At 65.6% G+C, this 21,315-nt stretch carries 16 protein-coding genes; 7 read left to right on the top strand and 9 right to left on the bottom strand.

Annotation, left to right across the window (positions count from 1 at the left end; genetic code table 11):
* Positions 1–225: 225 nt before the first annotated feature.
* The 4 genes from BLV57_RS01060 to BLV57_RS01045 are packed head-to-tail and all read left to right on the top strand — an operon-like array spanning position 226 to position 9,387.
* A complete protein-coding gene (locus BLV57_RS01060) occupies positions 226–1,797 on the top strand; it encodes a DUF2397 family protein (protein WP_176968458.1) in 1,572 nt (523 codons plus the stop codon).
* Positions 1,794–3,098: a DUF2398 family protein gene (locus BLV57_RS01055; RefSeq protein ID WP_091285402.1), complete on the top strand. Its 1,305-nt coding sequence runs from the start codon at positions 1,794–1,796 to the stop codon at positions 3,096–3,098. Before BLV57_RS01060 ends, BLV57_RS01055 begins: the two co-directional genes overlap by 4 nt.
* Entirely contained in the window at positions 3,098–8,149 is a 5,052-nt protein-coding gene (locus BLV57_RS01050; protein WP_091285400.1) for an SbcC/MukB-like Walker B domain-containing protein, read from the top strand. The genes BLV57_RS01055 and BLV57_RS01050 overlap by 1 nt, the downstream gene beginning before the upstream one ends.
* Complete coding sequence (locus tag BLV57_RS01045; protein ID WP_091285398.1) at positions 8,077–9,387, top strand: TIGR02679 domain-containing protein; 1,311 nt, start codon at positions 8,077–8,079, stop codon at positions 9,385–9,387. Before BLV57_RS01050 ends, BLV57_RS01045 begins: the two co-directional genes overlap by 73 nt.
* A 98-nt stretch (positions 9,388–9,485) precedes the next feature.
* Here BLV57_RS01045 and BLV57_RS01040 read toward each other — a convergent pair whose 3' ends face one another.
* Positions 9,486–10,169: a hypothetical protein gene (locus tag BLV57_RS01040; RefSeq protein ID WP_425425930.1), complete on the bottom strand. Its 684-nt coding sequence runs from the start codon at positions 10,167–10,169 to the stop codon at positions 9,486–9,488.
* A gap of 248 nt (positions 10,170–10,417) precedes the next feature.
* Complete coding sequence (locus BLV57_RS01035; RefSeq protein WP_091285395.1) at positions 10,418–12,721, bottom strand: helix-turn-helix domain-containing protein; 2,304 nt, start codon at positions 12,719–12,721, stop codon at positions 10,418–10,420.
* Positions 12,722–12,974: 253 nt separating this feature from the next.
* Between BLV57_RS01035 and BLV57_RS01030 the strand changes: the two genes are divergently transcribed.
* Positions 12,975–14,060, top strand: coding sequence for a serine hydrolase domain-containing protein (locus BLV57_RS01030; protein ID WP_091287799.1), 1,086 nt, complete (start codon positions 12,975–12,977; stop codon positions 14,058–14,060).
* Between the two features lie 5 nt (positions 14,061–14,065).
* Positions 14,066–15,094, top strand: coding sequence for an alpha/beta hydrolase (locus BLV57_RS01025; RefSeq protein WP_091285393.1), 1,029 nt, complete (start codon positions 14,066–14,068; stop codon positions 15,092–15,094).
* Positions 15,095–15,178: 84 nt separating this feature from the next.
* Here BLV57_RS01025 and BLV57_RS44205 read toward each other — a convergent pair whose 3' ends face one another.
* The 6 genes from BLV57_RS44205 to BLV57_RS42725 are packed head-to-tail and all read right to left on the bottom strand — an operon-like array spanning position 15,179 to position 19,098.
* Positions 15,179–15,310, bottom strand: a complete 132-nt coding sequence (locus BLV57_RS44205; RefSeq protein ID WP_281244375.1) for a hypothetical protein — start codon at positions 15,308–15,310, stop codon at positions 15,179–15,181.
* Between the two features lie 60 nt (positions 15,311–15,370).
* A complete protein-coding gene (locus BLV57_RS01020) occupies positions 15,371–16,180 on the bottom strand; it encodes a methyltransferase domain-containing protein (RefSeq protein WP_091285391.1) in 810 nt (269 codons plus the stop codon).
* An 8-nt stretch (positions 16,181–16,188) separates the two neighbouring features.
* Positions 16,189–17,238 (bottom strand): hypothetical protein, encoded by a 1,050-nt coding sequence (locus BLV57_RS01015; RefSeq protein ID WP_143046941.1) that lies wholly within the window; start codon positions 17,236–17,238, stop codon positions 16,189–16,191.
* Positions 17,239–17,258: 20 nt separating this feature from the next.
* Positions 17,259–17,540 (bottom strand): hypothetical protein, encoded by a 282-nt coding sequence (locus BLV57_RS42730; protein ID WP_143046940.1) that lies wholly within the window; start codon positions 17,538–17,540, stop codon positions 17,259–17,261.
* Between the two features lie 11 nt (positions 17,541–17,551).
* Positions 17,552–18,544 carry a hypothetical protein gene (locus BLV57_RS01010; RefSeq protein ID WP_091285387.1) on the bottom strand — a complete coding sequence of 331 codons (993 nt, stop codon included), beginning with the start codon at positions 18,542–18,544 and terminating at the stop codon, positions 17,552–17,554.
* Positions 18,541–19,098 (bottom strand): hypothetical protein, encoded by a 558-nt coding sequence (locus tag BLV57_RS42725; RefSeq protein ID WP_143046939.1) that lies wholly within the window; start codon positions 19,096–19,098, stop codon positions 18,541–18,543. Before BLV57_RS42725 ends, BLV57_RS01010 begins: the two co-directional genes overlap by 4 nt.
* Positions 19,099–19,307: 209 nt before the next feature.
* Between BLV57_RS42725 and BLV57_RS01000 the strand changes: the two genes are divergently transcribed.
* Complete coding sequence (locus BLV57_RS01000) at positions 19,308–20,555, top strand: MFS transporter (RefSeq protein WP_091285383.1); 1,248 nt, start codon at positions 19,308–19,310, stop codon at positions 20,553–20,555.
* On the opposite strand, the gene BLV57_RS00995 is transcribed toward BLV57_RS01000, so the two are convergent.
* Positions 20,552–21,313, bottom strand: coding sequence for an ESX secretion-associated protein EspG (locus BLV57_RS00995; protein WP_091285380.1), 762 nt, complete (start codon positions 21,311–21,313; stop codon positions 20,552–20,554). The genes BLV57_RS01000 and BLV57_RS00995 overlap by 4 nt on opposite strands.
* Between the last annotated feature and the right edge of the window lie 2 nt (positions 21,314–21,315).

Here is a 21,315-nt window from a genome sequence, read left to right as displayed (position 1 = left end):
TGAAGGATCCGATTCCTCGCCAGAAGCTGTCGAAAAGCGTTGCTACCTGGCAAGAAACGTTCTGAATCCAGTTTTGTCGGTGGTGGGTGCTTCCATGGTTCCGGCGAGGTTGTTACGTCCGGCTCGCCTGAACCGACTGTTTCGACAGGGAGGAACCGTGATCATCGATCCACATCATGTCGACCGTCGTTCACCCGGCCGCGAGGTCGAAACCGGGACGATGCGGTGAGCACTCTTCTTGATCAGCCGCGACGTTGGTGGCAGAAGGTCGTGGCCAGCGACTGGTCGGCCTTCGCACTCACCGAAGACATCGTTCGGGAAAGGTATTCGGCACTGCTTGCCGCGTTGGAAGAGCTGAGCACCCGCGGTCCAAGGTCCACTCTCCGCGAAATCGCCGACCAGCTGCGCACTGTCGGTTTCCACGACGCCCTGCTGGAAAGCGACCTGCGTACTCTGCTCGAAAAGCTTGCCGCCTGGGGCTTTGCCGAGCCGTTCCGTGATTTCGCGGCGCCTGTCCGGAATTATCACGGGGTTGTCAGCCGTCAAGAAGCGTGGGCGCTGACCAGGCACGGACGTACCATAGTCGCCGCGGTGCGAACCGCGGTCTCCTCATCCGACCGGGCACTGCAGCTGCCGAGCAGGTTGCTCGACAGTGTGGAGCAGACACTGCGCACGCTGCTGGAACACACCACGGACGCCGGCGCTCACGGACTTCTCGACGCCGACCTCAGCAACGTCAAGACCCGCATCGCGGAACTGCAGCGCGTCACGGCAGACTTCTACGACGCGCTCGGCCAGCTCGTGCAGTCCGACGTCACCAAGGATGAGGTCTTCGGCGGCAACCGCGACCGGGTGGTGGAGGCGCTGAGGCAGTTCGCGCGCGAGTACGACCGAGGGCTCGTGCGGGTCGGTTCGGCACTGAAGGACCTGCGGCACGTGGGTCACCAGCATGTCGTGGAGTGCGCGGTCGTGCACGCCGGTCTGCTGGATCCGGCTGCTCAGCAGCATTGGGTGGCCGAGCAGGTGTCACTGCTTTCCGCCTTGGAGGCGTGGTTCGTACCCGAAGGGAGCGTGCACCGGCTGATCGAGTCGGCGTACGGCGCCGTGAACACGGTCCTGAACGCGGTCGACCGTCGCTACAACGCTCGCCTGCGAGGCTCGGACCTGTCGGCCGATTTCCGGATATTGGCGCAGTCGCTGTATCGGCAGACCGATGACGATGCCGCTCAACGGGTGTACGCCGCCGCGTTCGGAGACTGGCCCGCGTGGCACGTAGTAGCCGGTCAGCCGCAGGAGAACGTCGAGTTCTCGACGATAGCCGCTGCGGGTTCGGTGCCGTTCACCTCGGAGCTGACCTTGCGCGAGCACGAGCGGCATGGACCTCCTGGAGGCCGGCCGCGGAAGATCGTCGACGCGAGCACGGAACGCCAGCAGGCGCTGGATGACGCCCGCGCCCAAGCCGAGTACCGGCAGCGCTGCGCCGAGGCGCTGCTGACTCCGGGTGAGGTAGCGCTCGACCACTTCGCCGGGCTCGATGCCGAAACGGCGGCGGTCCTGTTCGACTCGCTGCAACTGGCGCTGGACATGGTCGATCCGGCAACGGGTACGGGTCAAGCCGAAGCGGACGAAGCTGGCGTGCTCATCGCCGTGCGGGTGGTCGATCCGGATCGATGGGTCACCGTGCCGCTCGAGGAGGGCGACCTACGCGGCCCTGATCTTCGCGTGCGGGTCGTCCCAGCTGGAACTTCGCTGCCACCACCCGGCCCGGGTACCGCCCGTACGAGGAGGGTCGCGTGAGACATGAGGAACTGCTTCATCCGGACCTGGCCGACTGCGCTCGAAGGTTGATCGCCCGCGGCAGGCTGCTGGCCGAGCGTGAGCCGGAGCTGTACCGGGCGGCTGTCCGCGGGAGAGCTGAGCTGGCCGGCTTCTTCGCATCCGAACTCGGCTGGTCCGTCGACGTGCTCGAGCCCGCGGACATGGTGCGCTTGCACAAGCGCAGGGTGGACGTGCCGAGTCAACGTGGACCGCGGTTGCGCCGGGACGGCAGGGAAAGCAACAACACGGCTCCCCGACTTGTGCTCATCCTGACCGCACTCGCCTGCGAGCAGCTCTGGCGCCGACCACGAATGACTCTCAACGACCTGCTGCAGGCGGTCGCTCAGGTCTGCGCGGAAGACAGCGAACAAGGCCTCTTGCCGCGGCTGCCGGTGGTCCCGGGTGACGGTGTGAGCAAGCGCGAAGCGCTCGCGAACCGGCAGAGCTTGGTCGACGCTTTGCGAATACTGGAAGCCGACGGGACTATCACGATCGAAGGAGACCTGGACCGAGCGGTAGCCGACAACGCCAGCGACGGAGTCGTCGCCGCTTCCAGGGACCGGTTGGCGGCGAAGTTCTCGTCGCTCTCGCCTTCCTTGCTCAAGCTCACGCAGCTCCCGCCGAATCGGCATGCCGCGGCCTTGACCTCAGACCAGTTGCTCGAGGACGAGGAACCGGCCGATGAACCTGGCACCCGCGGCGAGACCACCATGCGGCGCAGGCGGGCGATCCGGCGCCTCGTGGACGATCCGGGGGCCGACCCCGTTCTTGACGAATACCTGCAGACCTCCACCGGGCGCAATCGCGCACTCAACGTGCTGCACGCGCTCAAGCTGGTCGGCACCGTGCGCCATGATTGGTGGCAGGTCAGCGACCCCACCGGGCTCGGCAGCACACTGGACTTCCCCAACGGCAGGCGCAACGAACGTCAGGCGGCGCTCGCTCTGCTCGATCACCTCGGAAACCGCGCCTTGATCGACGACCGAAGCGAGCGCCCGTTGGCGATCTCCGAAATCGTGGAGTTGTTCGAGCAGGTGCGCGTTCGGCTGCCGCGCTGGGCCTCAGCCTACGAAGGACGATTGCCCGCGCTGGCCAGAGCCGCAGCGGCTGAGCTTGTCGACAACGGGTTCCTGATCGACATGACCGCGAACGGCGAGCTCGACGAGTGCTGCTGGCGGCCGACACCCGCGGTCCGGATGTGGCGTATCAAGCTCATCTCCCGGCCTCCGGTGGCTGAACCGCCGGCCACGCTCTTCGATCCCCCGGAAGGAGCTGTCTGATGTCCGCCGAGGAAGTCCCGGCTTTGGCGCACGGGGTCCCTGCGGTCGTAGGACGTTGGCAGCCCACCCGCGCAGGCGTGGTCAACAGCTGGCAATGGACCGACGAGGAGTTCCACTTCGCCGACGGTTGGCTCGCGTTCGTCGGCCGTAACGGCTCCGGCAAGTCCCTGACAGCCTCGCAGCTGGTCACTGTATTGCTCGACGGCGACACGACCCAGACAGCCCTGAGCGTGTCCGGTCGTGCGGCCGGCACGTTGATGAGCAGGCACACCGACAGCCGCGAGAAGGACGACAAGACCGGCGTGTGGTGGCTCGAATACGGCTTCACCGACCCGGTCACAGAGCAGACCGAGTATCTGACCAGCGGCCTTTGGATGCGTTCGTCCGGCCAGTCCTTGCTCCGTGCGTTCTTCCTTGTGCCCGGCAGAACCGGCGACCAGCTCACACTGCAGGCGGACCGCAACGTGGCGAGCATCGAAAACCTGGCTGAACAGCTCGCCGCGAACAACGGCGAATTGTTCACCGATGCGCAGCGGCTCAAGCCGAAGGCGGCCGCGCGCCTGACCGCGATCAGTCCCGAACACGACTATCGCATCGCCGTCCGCACCCGCCTTTTCGCGCCGCTCGACGAGGTCCAGTACGAGGCGCTGCTGAGCGTGCTCCGCACACTGCGCAGCGTCCGGACGGCGGAAAAGATCTCCGCACGGGATATGCTCGACGTGCTCACGGGCGCGCTGCCCGCTCTCGATCAAGCGAAACTCAGCGAAATCGCCGGTGCGATGCAGCGCATCGCTACGCTGGAAGGCCAGCTGGCCGACACCAAGGAGCAATCCAGGAAGCTCGCCGCGACCGACCGAGTCTACGAACTGTATCGCCGGGCCGTCGCGTTGACAGCGGCCGCGAGGCTTCGCTACGCAAACACCGAATTCGACAACCTGACCCGATCCGAGCGAACCGCGGCAAAGACACTAAGCGATGCGGAGACTGAGCGGGAACAGGCCATCCAAGCACAGGTTCTGGCCAGAGATGCCCTTTCCCGTGCCGAAGGCGATCTCAGCGGCGCCGAAACCGCACTACGCGATCATGCGGGAGCCGAGCTGCCGCTACTTGAGCAGCGCGCCGCCGATTTGGAGTCCGACGCGGAAGCTGCGAAGAAACGGGCAGGTCAAGCCAAAGTCGATTCCGACGCGGCACGGGCACTCGCCACGCGTGCGGTTCAGAACGCGAGCTCAGCACAGCAAAGCCTGGTCAAGATCACGCACGAACTCACCACCACGGCCCGCCAAGTGCAAGGTGAGAGCACGCTCACGAACCTGCTCTCGACAACCGAAGAACTCACTGCGCCCAGCCAACTTGACCCCAGCACCGCCGAACGCGACATCAAGGTCGACGAACTCGTCGCCACTCCTCTGGCATGGGTGGAGATGCGCAAGAAGAACGCGGAGAACGTTTCGACAGCTCTAAATGACCTGAACACCGCGAACCAGCTCGCTGTCGGCTTCGCAGAACAGCAACGTGCCGCACAGAGTGAACAAGAACAGCGCGGCGAGACTTTGCGCGAATACTCGGCCGCCCGCGACCAGGCGGAGCAACGGCTCGAAACCGCGATCACGGAGTGGCAAAGGTCCTCTGCTCACTTCCCGCTGGTGCCGGACGCTCTGTTCGAACCCGATTCGATCGACGAGCGCGTCAACCCCGAAAGCTTGACGCAATGGCTCGATCAGCAGGCCGCTGCGATCGGCCACCAACTCGACGTGCCTGGTCATCGCGCTCGCAAGGAGACCTCGGACCTGACCGCGAAGCAAGACGCCGAATCCGCGGCGGAGCTGCAAGCGGCTGCGGGCGAGGCGGCGGAGATCGCCGCCGGCGCTCAAACCCATCTCGACGAACAGGTTGAGCAGGCCCGTCTGGCTGCGGAACAGGACGCCGAAACGGCCCGGCAAGCCGAGGAAGAACGTGATCAGCACGTCGCGGCGGCCCAGCAGAGCCATCACGATCGCCGCCTCGCCCAGCTGAGACAGGCCGAGTCCGCGCTCGAAGCGGTGACGACTTGGGCTGAACAGGTTCAACGATGGCGGTCAGGCCTGCGGCATCTGGACCGCACCGCACTGCTGGCGCCCGAGCCGTTGACCGAACAAGTCGCACAGTTGCTCACTGAGTTGCGCGCCGCCCGGACGGCTGCTCGAACCACGTACCTCGACCGGACCGCACCGGTGGTGGCACTTGCGGAACGGTCGCTGACGACTCTGACGGAATACGACGACCGGCCATTGCGAGCGGCGCTGGCCGATGCCGCCCAGGATGCTCTCGGTCGGCTGGACCGGAAGGTCATCGAGGCCGAGAGCGTCGTGTCCGGCCTGAAAGAGCAGAAGCGCGTTCTGAATGTCGAGCTTGCCGAGGCACGGCGGGCTCCCGCGCCACCACCAGCACCGGCATGGCGGACGCGCAGTGGCGGCAGTCCGCTCTGGTCTCTGGTCGACTTCAAGCAGGGCGTACCGCCCGAAACTCGGGACCGTTGTGAAGGCGCACTGCTCGTCTCCGGCGTACTCGACGCGGTGGTCACCGCCGACGGTCGAGCTCGTTCGGGCGACGCCGTACTCACCGGAGACCACGCCGCAGCCGGCGCCAGCCTGGCCGACATCCTGGTTGTGGAGCAGGAAAGCCCAATCGACCAGACGCTCGTCCGGATGTTGTTGCGCAGCGTTTCCTTCGACGGCACCACAGTGCGGTCGGGTGTGCTGACCGCCGCCGCTCCAGCGGGGTATGACGCCCGGTACATCGGCACGACCGCACGGGAGCGAGCCCGCGCTGAGCGAGTCGCCGACCTCGAAGCACAGGTGGCGGAACTGGCAAGTCGGGTGGAAGCGGCGGAAATCCAGCTCAGCCGGCAACGGGACGCGGTGTCAGAAGCGAAGTCCGAAAAGAACGGACTGCCTCCTGCAACACTCTGGCGCGACTCGCTGACGCTGGCCCGGACAGCCCAGTCCGAAGCGCATGAGGCCGAGCATGAGGCAGCGAATCTTACGATGCAGGCCGATTCCGCTCTCCGGTTTGTCCTGGAGGGCCTAGCCACGGCAAAGCAATCCCGGGAACAAGTACTCACGGCTACTCGTAGTGAGCTGGACAAGGCGGTCGCCTTGGCCGAGCAGGCCGCTCGGATGGCCGGAACAGCGGTCGCCAAGGCAGCAAGCAGCGCCAATCACGCGCAGGCAGCCGCGGTGCGATTTGACAACGCAGTCACCAAGCAAGCGACCGCTGATGCCGACAGGCTGGCATTCCCATCTTTCAGGGACCTGTTGGCGGCACGGGAAAACGAGGACGAAGCCACACTCCAGATGGACACCGCCCGAGCACTCGTCGTCGCTGCCGATGAGCAAATGCGAAAAGCGCAGGGCAGAACACGGGAGGCGTTGACCGCACTGAACCGAGCGGTGGACCTTGGCAACGGGCGAATGCTGCCCGCCGAACCCGCCGCCTTGAAAACCTTCAAAGACAGCCTCACTCAGTTGGCCGACCAAATTCACTCGTGGCAATGGGCCACCGACAGGGCGGTGAACCTGTGCGGTCAGGCCCGCAGCTCGACCGATACCGCCCTCACGCTCAGCGAACGCGCCGAAGAAGGGGAACAGGAGGCAGCGACCGCGCACGAGGTCGCTGTAGGCGCGAAAGCGACCGTCGCCCGAATAAAGGAACTCCACGGTGCCGAATATCAAGAGCTAAGCCAAGCATACGAGCGGTCGACCGTCGTCCTCAGCGAAGCGAAAACCGAGGTCGAGCACGTCCGCGGCAAGATCCATCAAGCCGAGGTGGCAGCGGCGACGGCTAAGGCGACCTTGGAGAACATCGCGCCACAACGGGAACTCGCCGAAAAGCAACGCGAAGAATGCCTGCTGCAGATGAACCAGCTGGTCGATGAGTCGGTCGCAACCGTCGAAGACGGCATCTCCACCGACGAGGCAGGGCGTCCGGCCAACCTGACCGCGGCTCTAAGCTGGGGCGCACGCATGCTCTCCGCCGAGTCGGGCACACATCATCGCGACGAACTGGCCAAACTCCTCGACAGCAGGCGCACCCGGCTGGAAACCGAAGCGAAAAAGGTCAGCGCCGAGCTGATTCGTTTCGACAGGCAAGTGACACTGCAAACGATCCCGGGAACCGACTGGCGGCGAGCCGTCGTCGCGGCACCCGAGGCTCTGGGCGGCGAGGACTTGCACACGACGGTGCTGACTCTGCGCCAGACTGCCGAGCAGCTCGAAGGCGATTTGCGCGAGGATGTCAAAGCCACTCTCAAGACGAGCATGTTCACCGCCCTGCGGCGAGATATCGCGACCCGCCGGGCGGCAGCCCAGGAACTCGTCCGGCAGATCAGCGCCGCACTCGCCGATGTGCGGACAGGCGTGGCACGAGTCGGCGTCGAGGTTGATTGGAAGGTCAAAGACGACCCCGACGCGCAACGCATGGTCGATCTGGTGGTCACCGCCTTGCCCTCCGATGAAACGTTCGAACAGATGTACAACGTGCTGAGACATCGACTGGAGGAAGCGGCAGGCGACACGTGGGAGGCGCGTGTGGCGCAGACTTTCGATTACCGGGTGTGGCACGAGTGGGAAATCAAGGTCACGCACAAGTCGTTCGGCGACGGCACGACCGAGGTGTTCCGGCCGCTGACGGTCAGGTCGAATCCGCTCGCATCGTTCAGCACCGGGGAAATGCGCCTGGCCACCATGCTGCCGCTGCTGGCAGCCGCGTGGTCGATGTACGAAGCCCCCGGACACCAAGGCCCCCGGCTGTTGTTCATCGACGAGATGAACGCTGCGTTCGACCCGCAGAACGTGCGCAAACTGCTCGCCTTGCTGCGTGAATGGAACTTCGACGTGCTCTCGACGGCGCCGGAGATGAGCGCGATGCTCAAGGCGGAGTCGAAACGGGTGATGATCGCTCAGGTGACCCAGGCAGGCTCTGTCCGAGTGACGATGCCATGGCTGTGGACCGGATCCGGCAGGCCCATTCTGATCGCGGATCGCATCGGCGGCGCCGGAGAAAGATCGTGACGGATAATCCTTTGCCTGAGGCCGCGCACACGCTCGCCCACGACGACGACCTGCGGCCGCTATGGGCAGCGGTCCACAAGAGGCTCTGTTCGGGAACGGAGCCCACACAGCTGGCAACAGTGCTGGTCAATGGGCTGCCAACCGGCGGTATCGCCATACTGCGAACCTGGCTCGACACGAGCACACGCCGCCGTCGCGGACCTTCGGCCATCACCACCGCGAACGGGTCCACCCGAGTGCCCGTGCGAATGGTGCTCAGCCGATTCGACCTCGCACCCGAGCACCTGACGGCGATCGCGGAACTTGCGATGGGCGAACCGGTGGTGAACCAGGCGTTGGCTCGCAGGGCAGGCGTGGCCGCGCGCGAAGATCTCTGGCTCGAGGTCGTCTCAAATCTCGCAGCCGTCCCAGAGCTCGCCCGCCGCATCCGAGCCACTGGAGTCGCGGAGAGCGACATTGCGACGATCGCGAAGCAGTCTCGCCAGCTGCGAGCAGCTCTGGAAAAAATCGACAACCTGCGGCGCCCTGGAACTCCTCCGCTGACACTGCCCAAGCTGGCGCACGACTGCGCGCACGATCCACACGCATTCGACCTGGACTCCCTTACCGGCAAACGGCTGGTCGAAGCCGTCGCGGAGTTGCTCGGCGAACCGGAACCGGCTCGTCCCGACAGGGTCCGAGCCATGCTCGCGCGAGCGGGCGTACTCGCTGATCGCCTATCCACGACGGTGCTGGTGCTGAACCTGTCTGCAGTAGGCATCGGGATCGTTGACCAGCGACTGCGTCTGGGCGGCGGGCCGGTGCCGCTGACCTTGTACGACCTCACAGTGAACCCGCCTGTACTACAGGCCTCCCCGCTCCTCGTGGTGGAGAACCCGTCCGTGCTCGAAGCCGCCATGGCAACGGGCTTCACCGGCCCACTGGCCTGCACGAGTGGACACCTGCGCGCCGTCGAGCACGCTTTCCTGCAGTGCGCCGTCGACTGCGGCGTCGAGTTGACCTACGCGGGCGACATCGACCGGGATGGGCTGATCATCGCGTGCCAGGTTCGCGAACTCTACGGGGCACGGATAGTCGGAATGGACGAAGACGTCGTCCTCCAAGCAGGACCGTGTTCGTCCGCCGTCCCGCTAGGAGTTCTCCCTGCCGAACTTCCCTTTGAGCTGAGCGCCGCATTGAGTGCCGGCGGCAAGGCCATCTACCAAGAGAATGACGTGATCTTGGAGAAGATACTGTAACAAATCCCTTGTCCCTCGTAGTCGACGCCGATAGCGCCATCTCGCGTTCGCGTCGGGCTCGTGGTCATGCGCACACCCTGTCACGACCCCGCCCTTGGTTACGAATCACCGGCACGAACCTCGTATTCGGACCGCACCACCTTCACCAGCATCCGAGCGCGCGCGGCACCGATTCCCAGCCGTCCGCGGAGTACCTCGGCCGAAATGGGTCGCTGGGTTCGCGACCGATGCAAAGCGTCTTCTTCCTTGGCACGCGGCAGCAGATCGTCTCTCAGCTCGAGCTCACCAATCGCGTCATTCCCTGCCCTCACGGGCGCGGCGAGACTACTACCAGGCATTTTAACAATCTCTTGCTGCCCATTAAGCTTCAGCAGCAAGTCCGGGCCGACCTCGGCCCACCCGATCAACAGCAGCGGACCGACCGCATCGAACGCGGCCTTCCCCACGTGGCCGGTAACAAGCGGGTCTGCCGCGTTCAAGGCCAGTGTCACCATGCTTGCGAACAGCAGCAGCCGCCGAGCTGGCCGCAGACTGCCGGTAGCGGCACCCTGCAGAACCAGGTGACGCACCGCCAATAAGAGCCCCAGAACAGACAAGTCGACCGCAGGCGCGACCAGCGGGGCAATCCACACCGAGACGCCGAGTCGCAAAGCGAGATTTAGTACGTTTCCGAAGCCGAACAAGAAGCTCAAAGCAATCACCGTCGCGGCGATCGCCGTCACGATGTTCACAACTGGATCACGATCAGACACGTCGAACACGTCCTCCGAGGCCAAGATCATCCGGCGTAAATCCGGCGACAGCAACGAGTGGCAAGCCGCCGGAACGAGGAGGAACAGAACGTGCTGACCTGCAGAATTATGAGAATCGCCTGGTCGTGAACCGCGTTGATCTTCCCTGACACGGAAGAGGTCACTGGTTCAATCCCAGTATCGCGCACCACACGTTTTCGCAGCTCAGAGCCCTGTCCCTCCTCGTGAGGGATGGGGTTTTTACTGTTGGAATCACCGACTGTCCGCGTGGCCTGCTGTCACGACTTCCGCTGCTGTTGCCCAAGGGACCGTGAAGGGTCGTGTCCAGAGGCTTGGCCGAGGTGATGTTGGAGGCGGGCGTGGCGGAACTGGTAGACGGCGCCGACTTGACGCAGCACGCCGCGCTGGTAGGCGTCGTCGAGGAAGGTGGTGAGCGCCCAGGGAAGTTTGCCCGTGAGCGGAAGCCAGACGCGGCAGAACACCAGCCACTGACCCCACGCGGTGAAAGCGAAGATGTAGGAGAGCGCGCCGGCCGAACCACCGATGGCCCCCACGGTGAGCCCGTAGGAAAGCGGCCAGCTGAGCTGGCCGAGCGAGCCTTGGAGAAGCGTGACCATGAGGGTGCCGCCGAAGGCGATCGCCACCATGAATATCGGCGCGAGGACCAGGACCCGCCGGATCACGATGGTGCGGTTGGTGCGCAGCATGGCCAGCGGGGTGGTGGCCGAGTCGAGGTCAACGGGCGTCTCCAGCACCGAGGTGAGTCCGAAGACCAGGCCCGCGGCCAGCCCGAAGATCACGCCGAACACGAGCATATTGGCCAGTGTCGTCATGATCAGCGTGTCGATCGGGGTGGGAAAGCCCCAGAACATCCCGCGCCCGATCGTGGCCACCAGCTGTTGTCCGAGCCCGACCGCGAATCCACCGAGAAACCCGGCGCCGAATCTCGCGAGAACGGTGCGGGCCGCGGGAGTCCGGCCACTCCAGCCGAACCACCGTATCTGGACGCGCGCTGGTGCGAACACAACACCGCCGAACTCGACTATGATCCCGTAGACCAAGCCGAAGCCCAGCCCGACTATCGGCCCGCCCAGCAGCCCGTCCAACAAGGCCACGCGGAGCCCGAACGTGACCCCGGATTCGGTTATGGCCTGTGGTAAGTAGATCAGCCAGTCGGCGAACACGGTGACTATCGTCGAAGTCACGACCACGCCAAGGATGCGTGCCGAACGGCGCAGCGAGTTGCCCAGCTGCCACCAAGCGAGGTCCGGGGTTCCGAGTCTGCCCAAGTGACGGGCAAGGTAACCCAGCCAGCGCTGGACGCGGTCTCCGGTCCAGTCCGAGCAGGGCAAGGCCGCGGAGTGCGCTGGATAGACAGCAGGCACGAAGCTGCCGAGCAGATGGTTTTCCAGATCGTCCGTGGCCGGAAATCGGCTGGTGTCCAGCAACGAAACCGGGTCGTGGCCGGTGTCGTTGTAGACGGCGCGGGCCAAGGAGACCATGAGCGGTGTGCTGAGCACCCCCATGAGGTTCTTGCTGGCCAGGTTGTCCGGGCGGTCACGCAGTTCGCTCAGCACCGGATCCCAGCGGGTGGTGCGGCTGGAACGGCGCAGATAGTCGGACAGGTCGGCTGAGGTGAGGTCGGCTATCCAGACGCACGCGGCCCACGTCAGCACGTTGGTTGTCGTGACGGCTTTGCGGTACTCGCGTGGACGACTGGTCAACAGCATGGGCAACGACGTGCCATTGAGCGCCAGCAAAGCGGCATGGTGCAGGCTCGCGGGAATCTCGTCGAACCCGTCCAGCACCGGCAGGACACGGCCTGCCTCGACCAGTGCGGCGGCCAGTGTCGAACCACCGGGGGCAGCCGCGGCCAGATCCGGATGGTCGCGCAGCAGCCGGTCGACCACCCAGTCCCGCAGCGCGTGGGCGGTCGGATCCCACGAGCCCAGGCTGACGATCACCGGGACCGGGTCGGCGCGGGTGCGCGTGGCCAGGTAGTCCAGCACGAACCGGATCATCAAGATCGTCTTGCCTGCCCCAGCGCGGCCGAGCACCACCAACCTGCCAGACGGGACGCGCCGGTAGACCTCCGCGATCTCGGTCAAGTCGCCCGCGAGGTCCAGCGGGCTCGCCGTGCCCCCGGGACGAACGCCGCGAACGTTGTCCCAGTGATCGGCCAGATCGTCGGGCGCCCGCTGCCACCGTACGGGTAGCGGGAACGGATTGTGGGCACCGCGCTGTTCCATTTCCCGTCGCCACCGGCCTTGGAGCACCTCCGCGAGTTGGTCGGCGACCGCGGCCAACGGCAGATCCGCGCCGGGCGGGTCCGACCTGGCCTCAGGTGAATCCGGGAGTGGCGGCACCACGCCTGCCGCGGACATCAGTTCGCGGCGTTCCTCCGCCGCGAGGTTCAGGGCGTCGGCCAGCAACCGGACAGTGTCGAGCCGGAAGTTCTTGTCAGGGCCGGTCTCCAGCCTGCGGATGGTCCGCACGCTGACCGAAGACTTCTCGGCGAGCTGTTCCTGCGTCATCTCCGCCCTGCCGCGCCATTTGCGGACCAACAGGCCGAACTCCCCCATGACGTAGTGCCTTTCCCCACCGATCCCGGTCTCCGCAACCCTATCGGCCAGACCGGCAATACGTGGCCGGTCCCTGTCCTGGCCCGCTGACCAGTACGAACGCGAGCATCTATGTACACAACGCCTCTGGGCGAAGTACACCGATGAAAGAGAGAACCCAGTGAAGGTTTGCCTCCGTTCGGAACCGAACAGGCACCGCGGGAAACCGCGGTCAGCGGCCATCGTCATCGCGGCCGCGGCCGCGGTGGCGGCGATGACGATGACCGTGCCGGCGCAGGCGGCGCCGGCCGCCGACCACGCCGACACACAGGCAGTGCTCGACAGCTATCAAGCCAACGAGGGGCCAGGTGCGGCTGTTCACGCCGGTAATCGGACCAGCTCGTGGGATCTGCACAGCGGGACCGCGGACATCACGGTCAAGCGGCCTATCGGGGCCAACGACCAGTTCCGCATCGGCAGCCAGACCAAGACCTTCACCGCGGTCGTGGTACTGCAGCTGGTCGACGAGGGCAAGGTTGAGCTGGACGCTCCGATCGAGCGGTATCTGCCGGGTGTGGTCAGTGGCAACGGCTATGACGGCACCAAGATCTCCGTGCGGCAGATACTGCAGCACACCAGCGGCATCGCGCGGGACGCGAACAATCCTGAGCCCAGCCCGGACGGCACCTACGGCCTGCGGGAGGTGGTCCGTGCCGGGCTGACCAACCCGCCCCAGTTCGCACCGGGCACCAGCTGGGGATATTCCAACATCAACTTCGCGGTGGCAGGCTTGCTGATCGAGCAAGTCACCGGTATGGCGGTCGGTGACGCGATCACCGCCCGGATCATCAAGCCGCTCGGCCTGACCCGGACCAGCTACCCCCGTGGCGGCGACCGGAAGCTCGACGGACCATATCTGCCCGGCTACCGCGGCGGGCGGATCGGCCCCTTCTACTACTGGGCCGACAGCACCTTCTCCGTGGAACTGACCCTGTTCGCCACCGCCGGGGCCATGGCCTCGACCGAACAGGACATGACCACCTTCACGCAGGCCTTGGCCGACGGCAAGCTCATGTCACCGGCGATGCGGGCCCAAATGCGCACGACGGTTCCCATGATCGGGTGGCCGGCAGGGAACCGCTACGGCCTCGGGCTGTGGCAGCTCGACCTGTCGTGCGGCGGGCAGGCGTGGGGCCATGGTGGCGACCTGCAGACCGGTCACTCGTCCGGCACCTTCGCCACCGATGACGGCAGGCACGCGGCGGTGGTGTCCAACGGCACCCTCTACGTCTCCAACCCGCGGCCGACCTCACGGTTCAAGGTGATCGACTCCGCGCTGTGCGGCACCCCGGTGAGGTGACCTCAATGACATTGGGTTCACTGACAGGAAAAGCGCTCGCTCTGGGAACCGCCATCACCACCGTGATGGCACTGTCCACGAGCGCGGCGCCGGCCGCGGACGCGGGGGTACCACCCACACTGCACGACGGATATGGCCTCACCCAGGTGGGATCGCCTACCGGGACGGCCACCACCTTCGTGCTCACGGTGACCACGCCGCAGGTGGCGAGCAACCACGACATCAAGATCATCCTGCCCAGTGGCTACTACGACAACCCGGACCGGCGCTACCCCGTGCTGTACTGGCTGCACGGCGCGAACGCCGGTCCGGCGCAGCAGAACTACGCCGCACTGGCGAAGTCCGACTCGATGATCACCGTCATGCCCGACGGCGGCATGCGGAGCTGGTATGCCAACTGGCTCGACCAGAACACCGCGCTGGGCGCGCAAAACTGGGAGAACTTCCATATCCAGCAGGTGATCCCGTTCATCGACGCCAACCTGCGTACCATCGCCACCAGGCAGACCAGGGCCATCGTCGGGCTCTCCATGGGTGGTTTCGGCGCCTTTCACTACGCCCAGAAGCATCCCCAGCTGTTCGGCCAGGCCGCATCGCTGTCCGGGGACATCGATCTGTCGGCGCGGTTCATGGTGCTGCGATTGGCCGTGGTCGGCTCACTCGTGGCTCAGCCGCCGCCAGTGGACAGCGACGCCGTATTCGGCTCTCCTTACCCGATCTTCAACGCCGACCGGCGGTGGAACGAAATCGATCCGTCCCAGCATGTCGACCGGTTCGCCGGTGTCGGCGTATCCATCTACGTCGGCAATGGCGGTGGCGGCATCCGCCCGGCCGAACCGGATTTCTGGCTGGAGGGCGCGGCCGAGAACGTAGCAACGAACATGAAAGCCCAAGGACTGCCGGTCCACTTCGTCGACTACGGCGACGGCGCCAACTGGGGCACAGGGTGCGACGGCGGCCACAACACCATGGCCTGCCGAGAGACAAGCCTGCGAGACCTGATCCCCCGGTTGGAGAAAGCCTTCGCCGCGTAACGAGGTGCGAGCGGCGGGTGATGCCGAGAGAAGACAGCGCCGGGTGGGAACGAGTCCCACCCGGCGCCTTGGCTGACAACGCGGTCAGTGATTCGGGTCCGGGTACTGGGCCTGGGCCCTCACCTCGGGGGACGAAACCTGGGCGACGCCTGCGGACGTGAAGTCGGCGGCCTCGACAAGGTCGGCCTCGTTGAACTCGATGACGAAAGCGGACATGGTGTACACCTCCTCTGTTTTCTCGGATATCCATTCATCCGGCGCTGAAGCGCCGAAATCTCAGCGGGTGAGTACCAGCAGCCGGCACTCCCAGCCCTCGGCGCCACCATCGGCCACGTAAAGAGGGCCACGGTCGGCGCTCTCGAAGCCGAGTGATTCGGCGATCGCGGTGATCTCACCCGGTGACCACAGTCGTTCGACGTGGATTCCCAGCACACCTGGCCAGCCGGTTTGCCGCTGTTCGAGGAAGACGTTGTGCAGGATGCGCCGGGTTTCCGGTTCGTAGTGCATGCCACGCCACACCAGGCAGGGGCCTGCTTCGGTTTCGTGCTTCAGCACGTCGACGATCCGGTTGAACCGTTCGAACTTCGGCGCCACCGATTCCGCGAAGACCGGGACGAGCACGCGCAGCCGTGGTCCGCTCACCTCCGACAGTCGCGTCAACAGCGCGCGCACGGCCGACTCGGTGGCGAACGAGTTGACCGTCACGCTGCCCAGCACGGCCGTGCCGACGGGTGCCGGGCAGGTGAAGTCACCCAGCACGTCGGCTTCGAGGAGGGTGACCTTCTCGCCGGCGAGACCGTCCAGCCGTTGCCGGAAGATCTCGAGCGGCGCCGCGGCTCGGTCGATGCCGATGTACTCGCCGTAGCAGCCCCGCAGGGCGAACGCCAGTCGCCCAGTGCCACAGCCGATGTCCAACAGCGCTTCACGGGTTCGTCCGAGCACCTCCCGATAGCCGGTGACATCCCAGGTCTGCTCGTGAGAGAACTCGTGGTCCCATCGCGCGAACACGTCGTCGAAGTACGAGGTGACCTTGACGTCGTCGGACAGGTTCCGGAGTTTGGTGAAGGGGCCGAAGGTATCGCGCATTTTCTTCCTCAGTACCGGAACGTGTGCTGACCCGCGTAGACGTCCGCGTTCGCTTCGATGCCCGCTTCACGGATCGATCGGCGCAGTTCGTCGACGGCACTCCGCAGCCAGTTCAGGAACTCCGGTCCTTCAGGTCCGACGTTCTTGACCACGATGTCCTTGGTTCCCAGCGAGAGGAAGAACGTCGCCCGGGCCAGGTATTTGGCGATGACTTCGCGTTCACGGTCGAGGCCGTGCTCTTCGAAGGAACGCATCCACAGCGTCAGCAGATGCGTATAGACATGAGCGGTGGACAACACACGGAGCATGTCCATCGTCCGAGGGCCGGCCGGCGTGGGATTCCACGGTATCTCGACGAATGGGCCGCGGTCCGGCGAATAGCCCGCGGGAAGCAGGCGACGGGTGAGCAGGCATTCGCCGAACTTCTGGTGCAGCGTCTCGTGAAAGATCAAGTCCGCCGCGTACGCCTCGTCGGTGAGCCGCTCCCGGTTGAGTGCGATCAGCTGCGGTGTCGGCATCAGATAAGCGGAATCCACATCGCCATCGATGATCATGACCACAGTGGACATTCGCAGGGTATCGGTACCCAGATCGCCGATCAGCCGCTCGACCCGTTCTTCGGCGCGGCGTACGAAGGTGATGTCGGCCGGCCTGGGCGAGTGCGCCTCGACCGTGTAGGCGCTGCCGCGGAGGTCGGCGAGCGTGGCCTCCCTCGCCCAAGCCGTCAGCTCATCGTCCGGCGCCAGGGTGAGCAGCGCGAAGTTCATGCCAGGTTCGGTGACATACCTTCGCGCTGAAAGGGCTTCCTGTTCGGCACACAGGTCGCGCAGCCGGGTCTGCGCCGCCTCGTCGAGCTGCTCGCCACGGGTGACCCGCTCCAGCGTCGCACGAGTGAGAGACCGGGCCAGCGAGTCGGTGAGTGCCGAGTACGGGACGGGGGGCCGTAGTGCGACTTCGGCGAGGCCGTCGAACAGGACGTCACGATCGGCCGCGAGATCTTTCGCGCGGCCGAACGGGCCCTCCCCGAGGATCGCGATCGCGCGTTGGGTGGATTCCACGCTGCTGTTCCCGTCGTCCATCAGGCGTTTTCCCGGTGCAGGACTCCGCAGTCGAGCAGAGCGGTGACCGAGTCGTGGAACCGTTCGGCGGCGACCTGCGTGTCCGTTCCCGAGTCACGCAGTGACCGGACGAACCGGGCCTCGGCGGCTTCGAGATCGCCTTCGGCCTTGGTCACCGAGACGACGGCGAGCACGGACCGGCTGTCCAGGTGGACAACCCGAGCCGGTTCGGCGAGGAAGGCCAGAAAATGGCGTCCGGTCGAGAGACGTGAAATACGTTTGGCGGCAACGGAGATCCGCATTATTCCCCCAGTCAGTGCTGTGCCGTGGCCGGCTCGGTGATCTGTTGCCCGTCGATGGCGTACCCCGGCTCGATGTCCAGGTAGGCGAGCGCGCGGAGCAGGAAGTCGACGAACGAGCCGCCGTCCAGGCCGAGGCAGCGGCTGAAGGTCTTCGTACGCAGTGCGTCGAGCATGAGGCTGCCGCGGGCGAAATACTCGGGAACCCGAGCCCTCGACTCGGCACTCACGCTTTCGCCGGAGCAGAAGATCGCGAGGTGCGTGTACACATGAGCGGCCGACAACAGTCGCCAGGCGCTGAACCGCCGCGGCCTGCCACCGCCGCGAGTCCATGGGAGCGTCAGCAGCGGGCTCGTTTCCTCGGCGTATCCCGGGGCGAAGAGCACTCTGGCGAGCCGGATCACGGCCGACTTCTCGTGGAGTGACTCGTGGAGAAGCGCCTCGGCGATGACATCAGGAGACTTCCGCAGGATCCGCGAGCCGAGAAAGATCGATTCCGGCACCTGGGCGACATAGGCGCTCAAGATCGGCGAGTCGTGCACGACCACCTCACGGACGAAGTCCAGGGTCGTCGGCCCGAGCTCGGGAAACACCCCGTCGAGTCGCTGTAGTCCGGCCGCGAGCGCCGCCACGTGCTCGTCATCGAGCCGCCACCGCTGGAACGGTGGCATCCCGCCGAGTTCGAACGCGTCAACGACGGTCTGTCGCAGAGCGCTGTCCCCCTCGCCTGCCAAGCTGGTCGCCCACAGTTTGTCCCGTAGCGGGAATCCGGCGGCGGGTTCGACGGATGACGCCGAACCGTGCGGCAGTCGCTCGCCCACCATGTCCTGGTCGATCCTGGCGCGACCCAGCACCCTGCGGTGGGCGGCGTCCAGGTTGACGGCCTCGGGTAGCGGCGTTACCCCAAGGACTTCCACGGCGCCCGCGTACCAGGTGTCACGGTCGGCGAGCAGGCCTGCCGGGTCACCGAAAGATCCTTGCGTCAGGTGCGCTTCAGCAGCATTCATCGCGCGATCCCCAAACCGAGCGAAAGAAGCAGCACCGATTCGCCTTCGGTAAGTGGCGTACGGCCATGCGGGGTGAAACCATGCCGCGACGCCCGGCTCGAGCCGATAACCCGTTGTCCGCTCGGAATCGAGCACGAAGTAGGTCGCAGAACCCTTTCCGGACTTCGGCGGTGTGACCTGGAGAGGAATGAGCAGGTTGCAGTCGTACCCAATGGCGCGATTGTCCACGTGCGACGGCAGCCCTTCACCTGCTTTATAACAGAGGAATACCGCATTGATGTCGTCGCTCGCCGACCGGAATGCTCGCGTGCGTCACGAGCGTCTTCCCGTGCCGTCTGGGCCGGTTCGTCAATGGCCTGGCTGGTCAACCAGTCCGGTTCATGCATGTCCGGTTCGAACAGCCGCTCGCGGGAAAGCCGATCCGCCACGAAATCGAGCACTTCCCTGCGGGGAGTTCCGCGGCGCGCCAGAAAGCCGTCAGATGTCAGGCCGACCAATATTTCAGCCCATTCTACTGACGCATCTGCCTTTTTCATGCTCGCCAAAATCGTCATGGTGGACACCTCCCCCAGAAGTCCCGTTTCACAGCCTGAAATCGACACTACCTGCCGCGCCGCACGCTGACAAGTGCGATGATCAACTTGCTAACCGCTTTGCGCATTATCCAAAAAGAGCAGTGCGATGTCCGCTTTCAAGCCTGTTTGAAAAGGTGGAATTCGTCCGCGCGATGGTGTATTCGGGATGAGATGGATCGGAGGGGGCAGTGACGCGACGGCTTTGGGTGCTGCTGCTCGCCGCGACGGTTTCCCAAGTCGGCGACCGCATCGCGGCGACCGCGCTCGGCCTGTCCGCGGCACAGGCGGGCTCACCGGGCTTGCTCACCGCGATCTACGTGGCAGAGCTGCTGCCGGGCGTCGTGGTCGGCCTGCTCGGTGGCGTGGTGGCCGACCGATTGCGCAGACCGTGGCCTTGGCCTGCCGTGCTGCTGGTCCAGGCCTGCTGTTACGGGCTCATCGGCTCGACGTCGTCGCCTGAGCTCACGGTCGCGCTGGTCGGTGCGGCCGCGACGGCCAGCAGCCTGCTCGGACCAGTGAGCACGAAGTACGTGCACGCGCTGGCCGGAGCGCGTCATCGCGCGCTGGCGGCGCGCTTGACATCGTCCGCGCCCGCGTTGTCCGCAGTGCTCGGCCCGGCGATCGGCGGCGTTGTCTTCGCCGGTCTGGGGCGTTCGGGGGCCATGACGCTGGACGTCGCGTCGTTCCTGGTACTGGCGGGCGCCGCCATGGTGTGCGTTCGCCGCCTGCCTCCCATCGAGGGCATCGCCCGCCCGCCCCTGACGATCGCCAGCTTGATGTCCGGCTTCGGATCACTCGGCCGGGTGCGTGGTTTGCGCAAGTCGGGCGTGCTGGTCCTTGTCAGCATCATCTTCGGGACAGCTCTCGAAGGTGTGGTCGGTATCTTTTTCTTCACACAGCAGCGCGGGGTCGACAGCCGCGCCTACGGAATCATCGTCGCCTGCTGGGCGGCGGGCTTGCTGGCCGGTTCGCTCAATCCATGGGCGACCAGGAACGCGAGCAGGGCCGCCCTGGTGATTCCGGCATCCGGGCTTGTCATGGGCGCCGGTATCGCCGCACTTCCGCTATTCGCCTCAGTTCCGGCCTTCGGAGCGCTCTTCGTGATGGGCGGAGCCGCGAACGGCGTGTTGAACTCCGCGCTTCGGTATCTGGTCTTCGAGGACGTGCCTCACGATCGCCAAGGACGGACCTGGGCCGCGTTCGGTGTCCTCGCCAACGGCATGACACTGCTCGGCTACTTCGTCGGCTATCTCGGTGAGCGGATCAGCGTTCCCATGGCACTCGTCGGATCCGGCGCCGTCGTGATCTTGTGTTCGGCGGTTCGCTTGCTCCACTGGCATCGATCGCCTGGCGGTACCGGTGCCTCCCGCACTCGCGGGTCGGCGGACGCGACTTCGTTGATCGCAGCAAGACCTTCGCAGCCTGAGCAACCCTAGAGCGTCTGGTTGGTCGTCTCCAGCAACCGGGTCAGCGCGGCCGGAGAGCCGGACCGCAGGTTGACACATTCCGCGCCGGTGTCTGGATCGTCGTTGAGGTAGGTGACGATCCGGCCTTCGCCGGTCACGTCGAGCGCCGTGATGGGCAGGCTGCGCCGCCGTGTTCCGGTCCCGGTGCGGATGGCCGTGTAGAGCTGGTGCACGGCATCACGCGGTGCGGTCATGACCGCGTGGAGGTGGTCGAGGTCTCGAGTGTCCGCTGGCTCGGCGAACGCGCTTCGCCCGGCGCCGTCGGGCTGCGCACGGCTGACGACGACGCTTCGCGTAACCGCACCGGGAACCGGTGGCAGGGTTTCCACGAACCGTGCGGCCAATCCTCTCCCCGGAACAGGTTCCAGCAGGACGACTTGATCGGTCACCACGGCGCGAATCGCGTCGTGGTCACGGGCGGCGACAAGCGCCGCGCCCGCGTCGCCAGGCCGGCCGGAAACGGTACTCCAGCCGTAGAACTCGCGGTCGGCGTCGGCGATCGTGGTCAGGGTGTCGACGAGCAGTGGGCTGATCGCACCGCGCCGGGCGAGTCGCCGCTCGCCGAGCAGGTCCAGCGTGCGGTTCCGCACGGTTCTCCGGAAGTCTTCGGTCATGAAGTAGTGCTGGTTGGTGCCGAGCACGGGATGCGGCTCGCCGAGGTCTTCGAGGTTCCACGCGGTGATGAACGCGAGTTTGGGCAGCACAACGGCAGCATCGATCAAAGTCATGG

This window comes from Amycolatopsis xylanica, from assembly GCF_900107045.1.
In the GTDB taxonomy this organism is placed as follows: domain Bacteria; phylum Actinomycetota; class Actinomycetes; order Mycobacteriales; family Pseudonocardiaceae; genus Amycolatopsis; species Amycolatopsis xylanica.
The sequence above is the reverse complement of the archived record's forward strand: the minus strand, read 5'-3'. Positions and strand labels throughout refer to the sequence as shown.

Coding starts and splice junctions, on each gene's coding strand:
- BLV57_RS01050 (WP_091285400.1), top strand. CDS start 3,098: ATGTCCGCCGAGGAAGTCCCGGCTTTGGCGCACGGGGTCCCTGCGGTC.
- BLV57_RS01045 (WP_091285398.1), top strand. CDS start 8,077: ATGGCTGTGGACCGGATCCGGCAGGCCCATTCTGATCGCGGATCGCAT.
- BLV57_RS01040 (WP_425425930.1), bottom strand. CDS start 10,169: ATGATCTTGGCCTCGGAGGACGTGTTCGACGTGTCTGATCGTGATCCA.
- BLV57_RS01035 (WP_091285395.1), bottom strand. CDS start 12,721: ATGGGGGAGTTCGGCCTGTTGGTCCGCAAATGGCGCGGCAGGGCGGAG.
- BLV57_RS01030 (WP_091287799.1), top strand. CDS start 12,975: ATGACGATGACCGTGCCGGCGCAGGCGGCGCCGGCCGCCGACCACGCC.
- BLV57_RS01025 (WP_091285393.1), top strand. CDS start 14,066: ATGACATTGGGTTCACTGACAGGAAAAGCGCTCGCTCTGGGAACCGCC.
- BLV57_RS44205 (WP_281244375.1), bottom strand. CDS start 15,310: ATGTCCGCTTTCGTCATCGAGTTCAACGAGGCCGACCTTGTCGAGGCC.
- BLV57_RS01020 (WP_091285391.1), bottom strand. CDS start 16,180: ATGCGCGATACCTTCGGCCCCTTCACCAAACTCCGGAACCTGTCCGAC.
- BLV57_RS42730 (WP_143046940.1), bottom strand. CDS start 17,540: ATGCGGATCTCCGTTGCCGCCAAACGTATTTCACGTCTCTCGACCGGA.
- BLV57_RS01010 (WP_091285387.1), bottom strand. CDS start 18,544: ATGAATGCTGCTGAAGCGCACCTGACGCAAGGATCTTTCGGTGACCCG.
- BLV57_RS42725 (WP_143046939.1), bottom strand. CDS start 19,098: ATGACGATTTTGGCGAGCATGAAAAAGGCAGATGCGTCAGTAGAATGG.
- BLV57_RS00995 (WP_091285380.1), bottom strand. CDS start 21,313: ATGACTTTGATCGATGCTGCCGTTGTGCTGCCCAAACTCGCGTTCATC.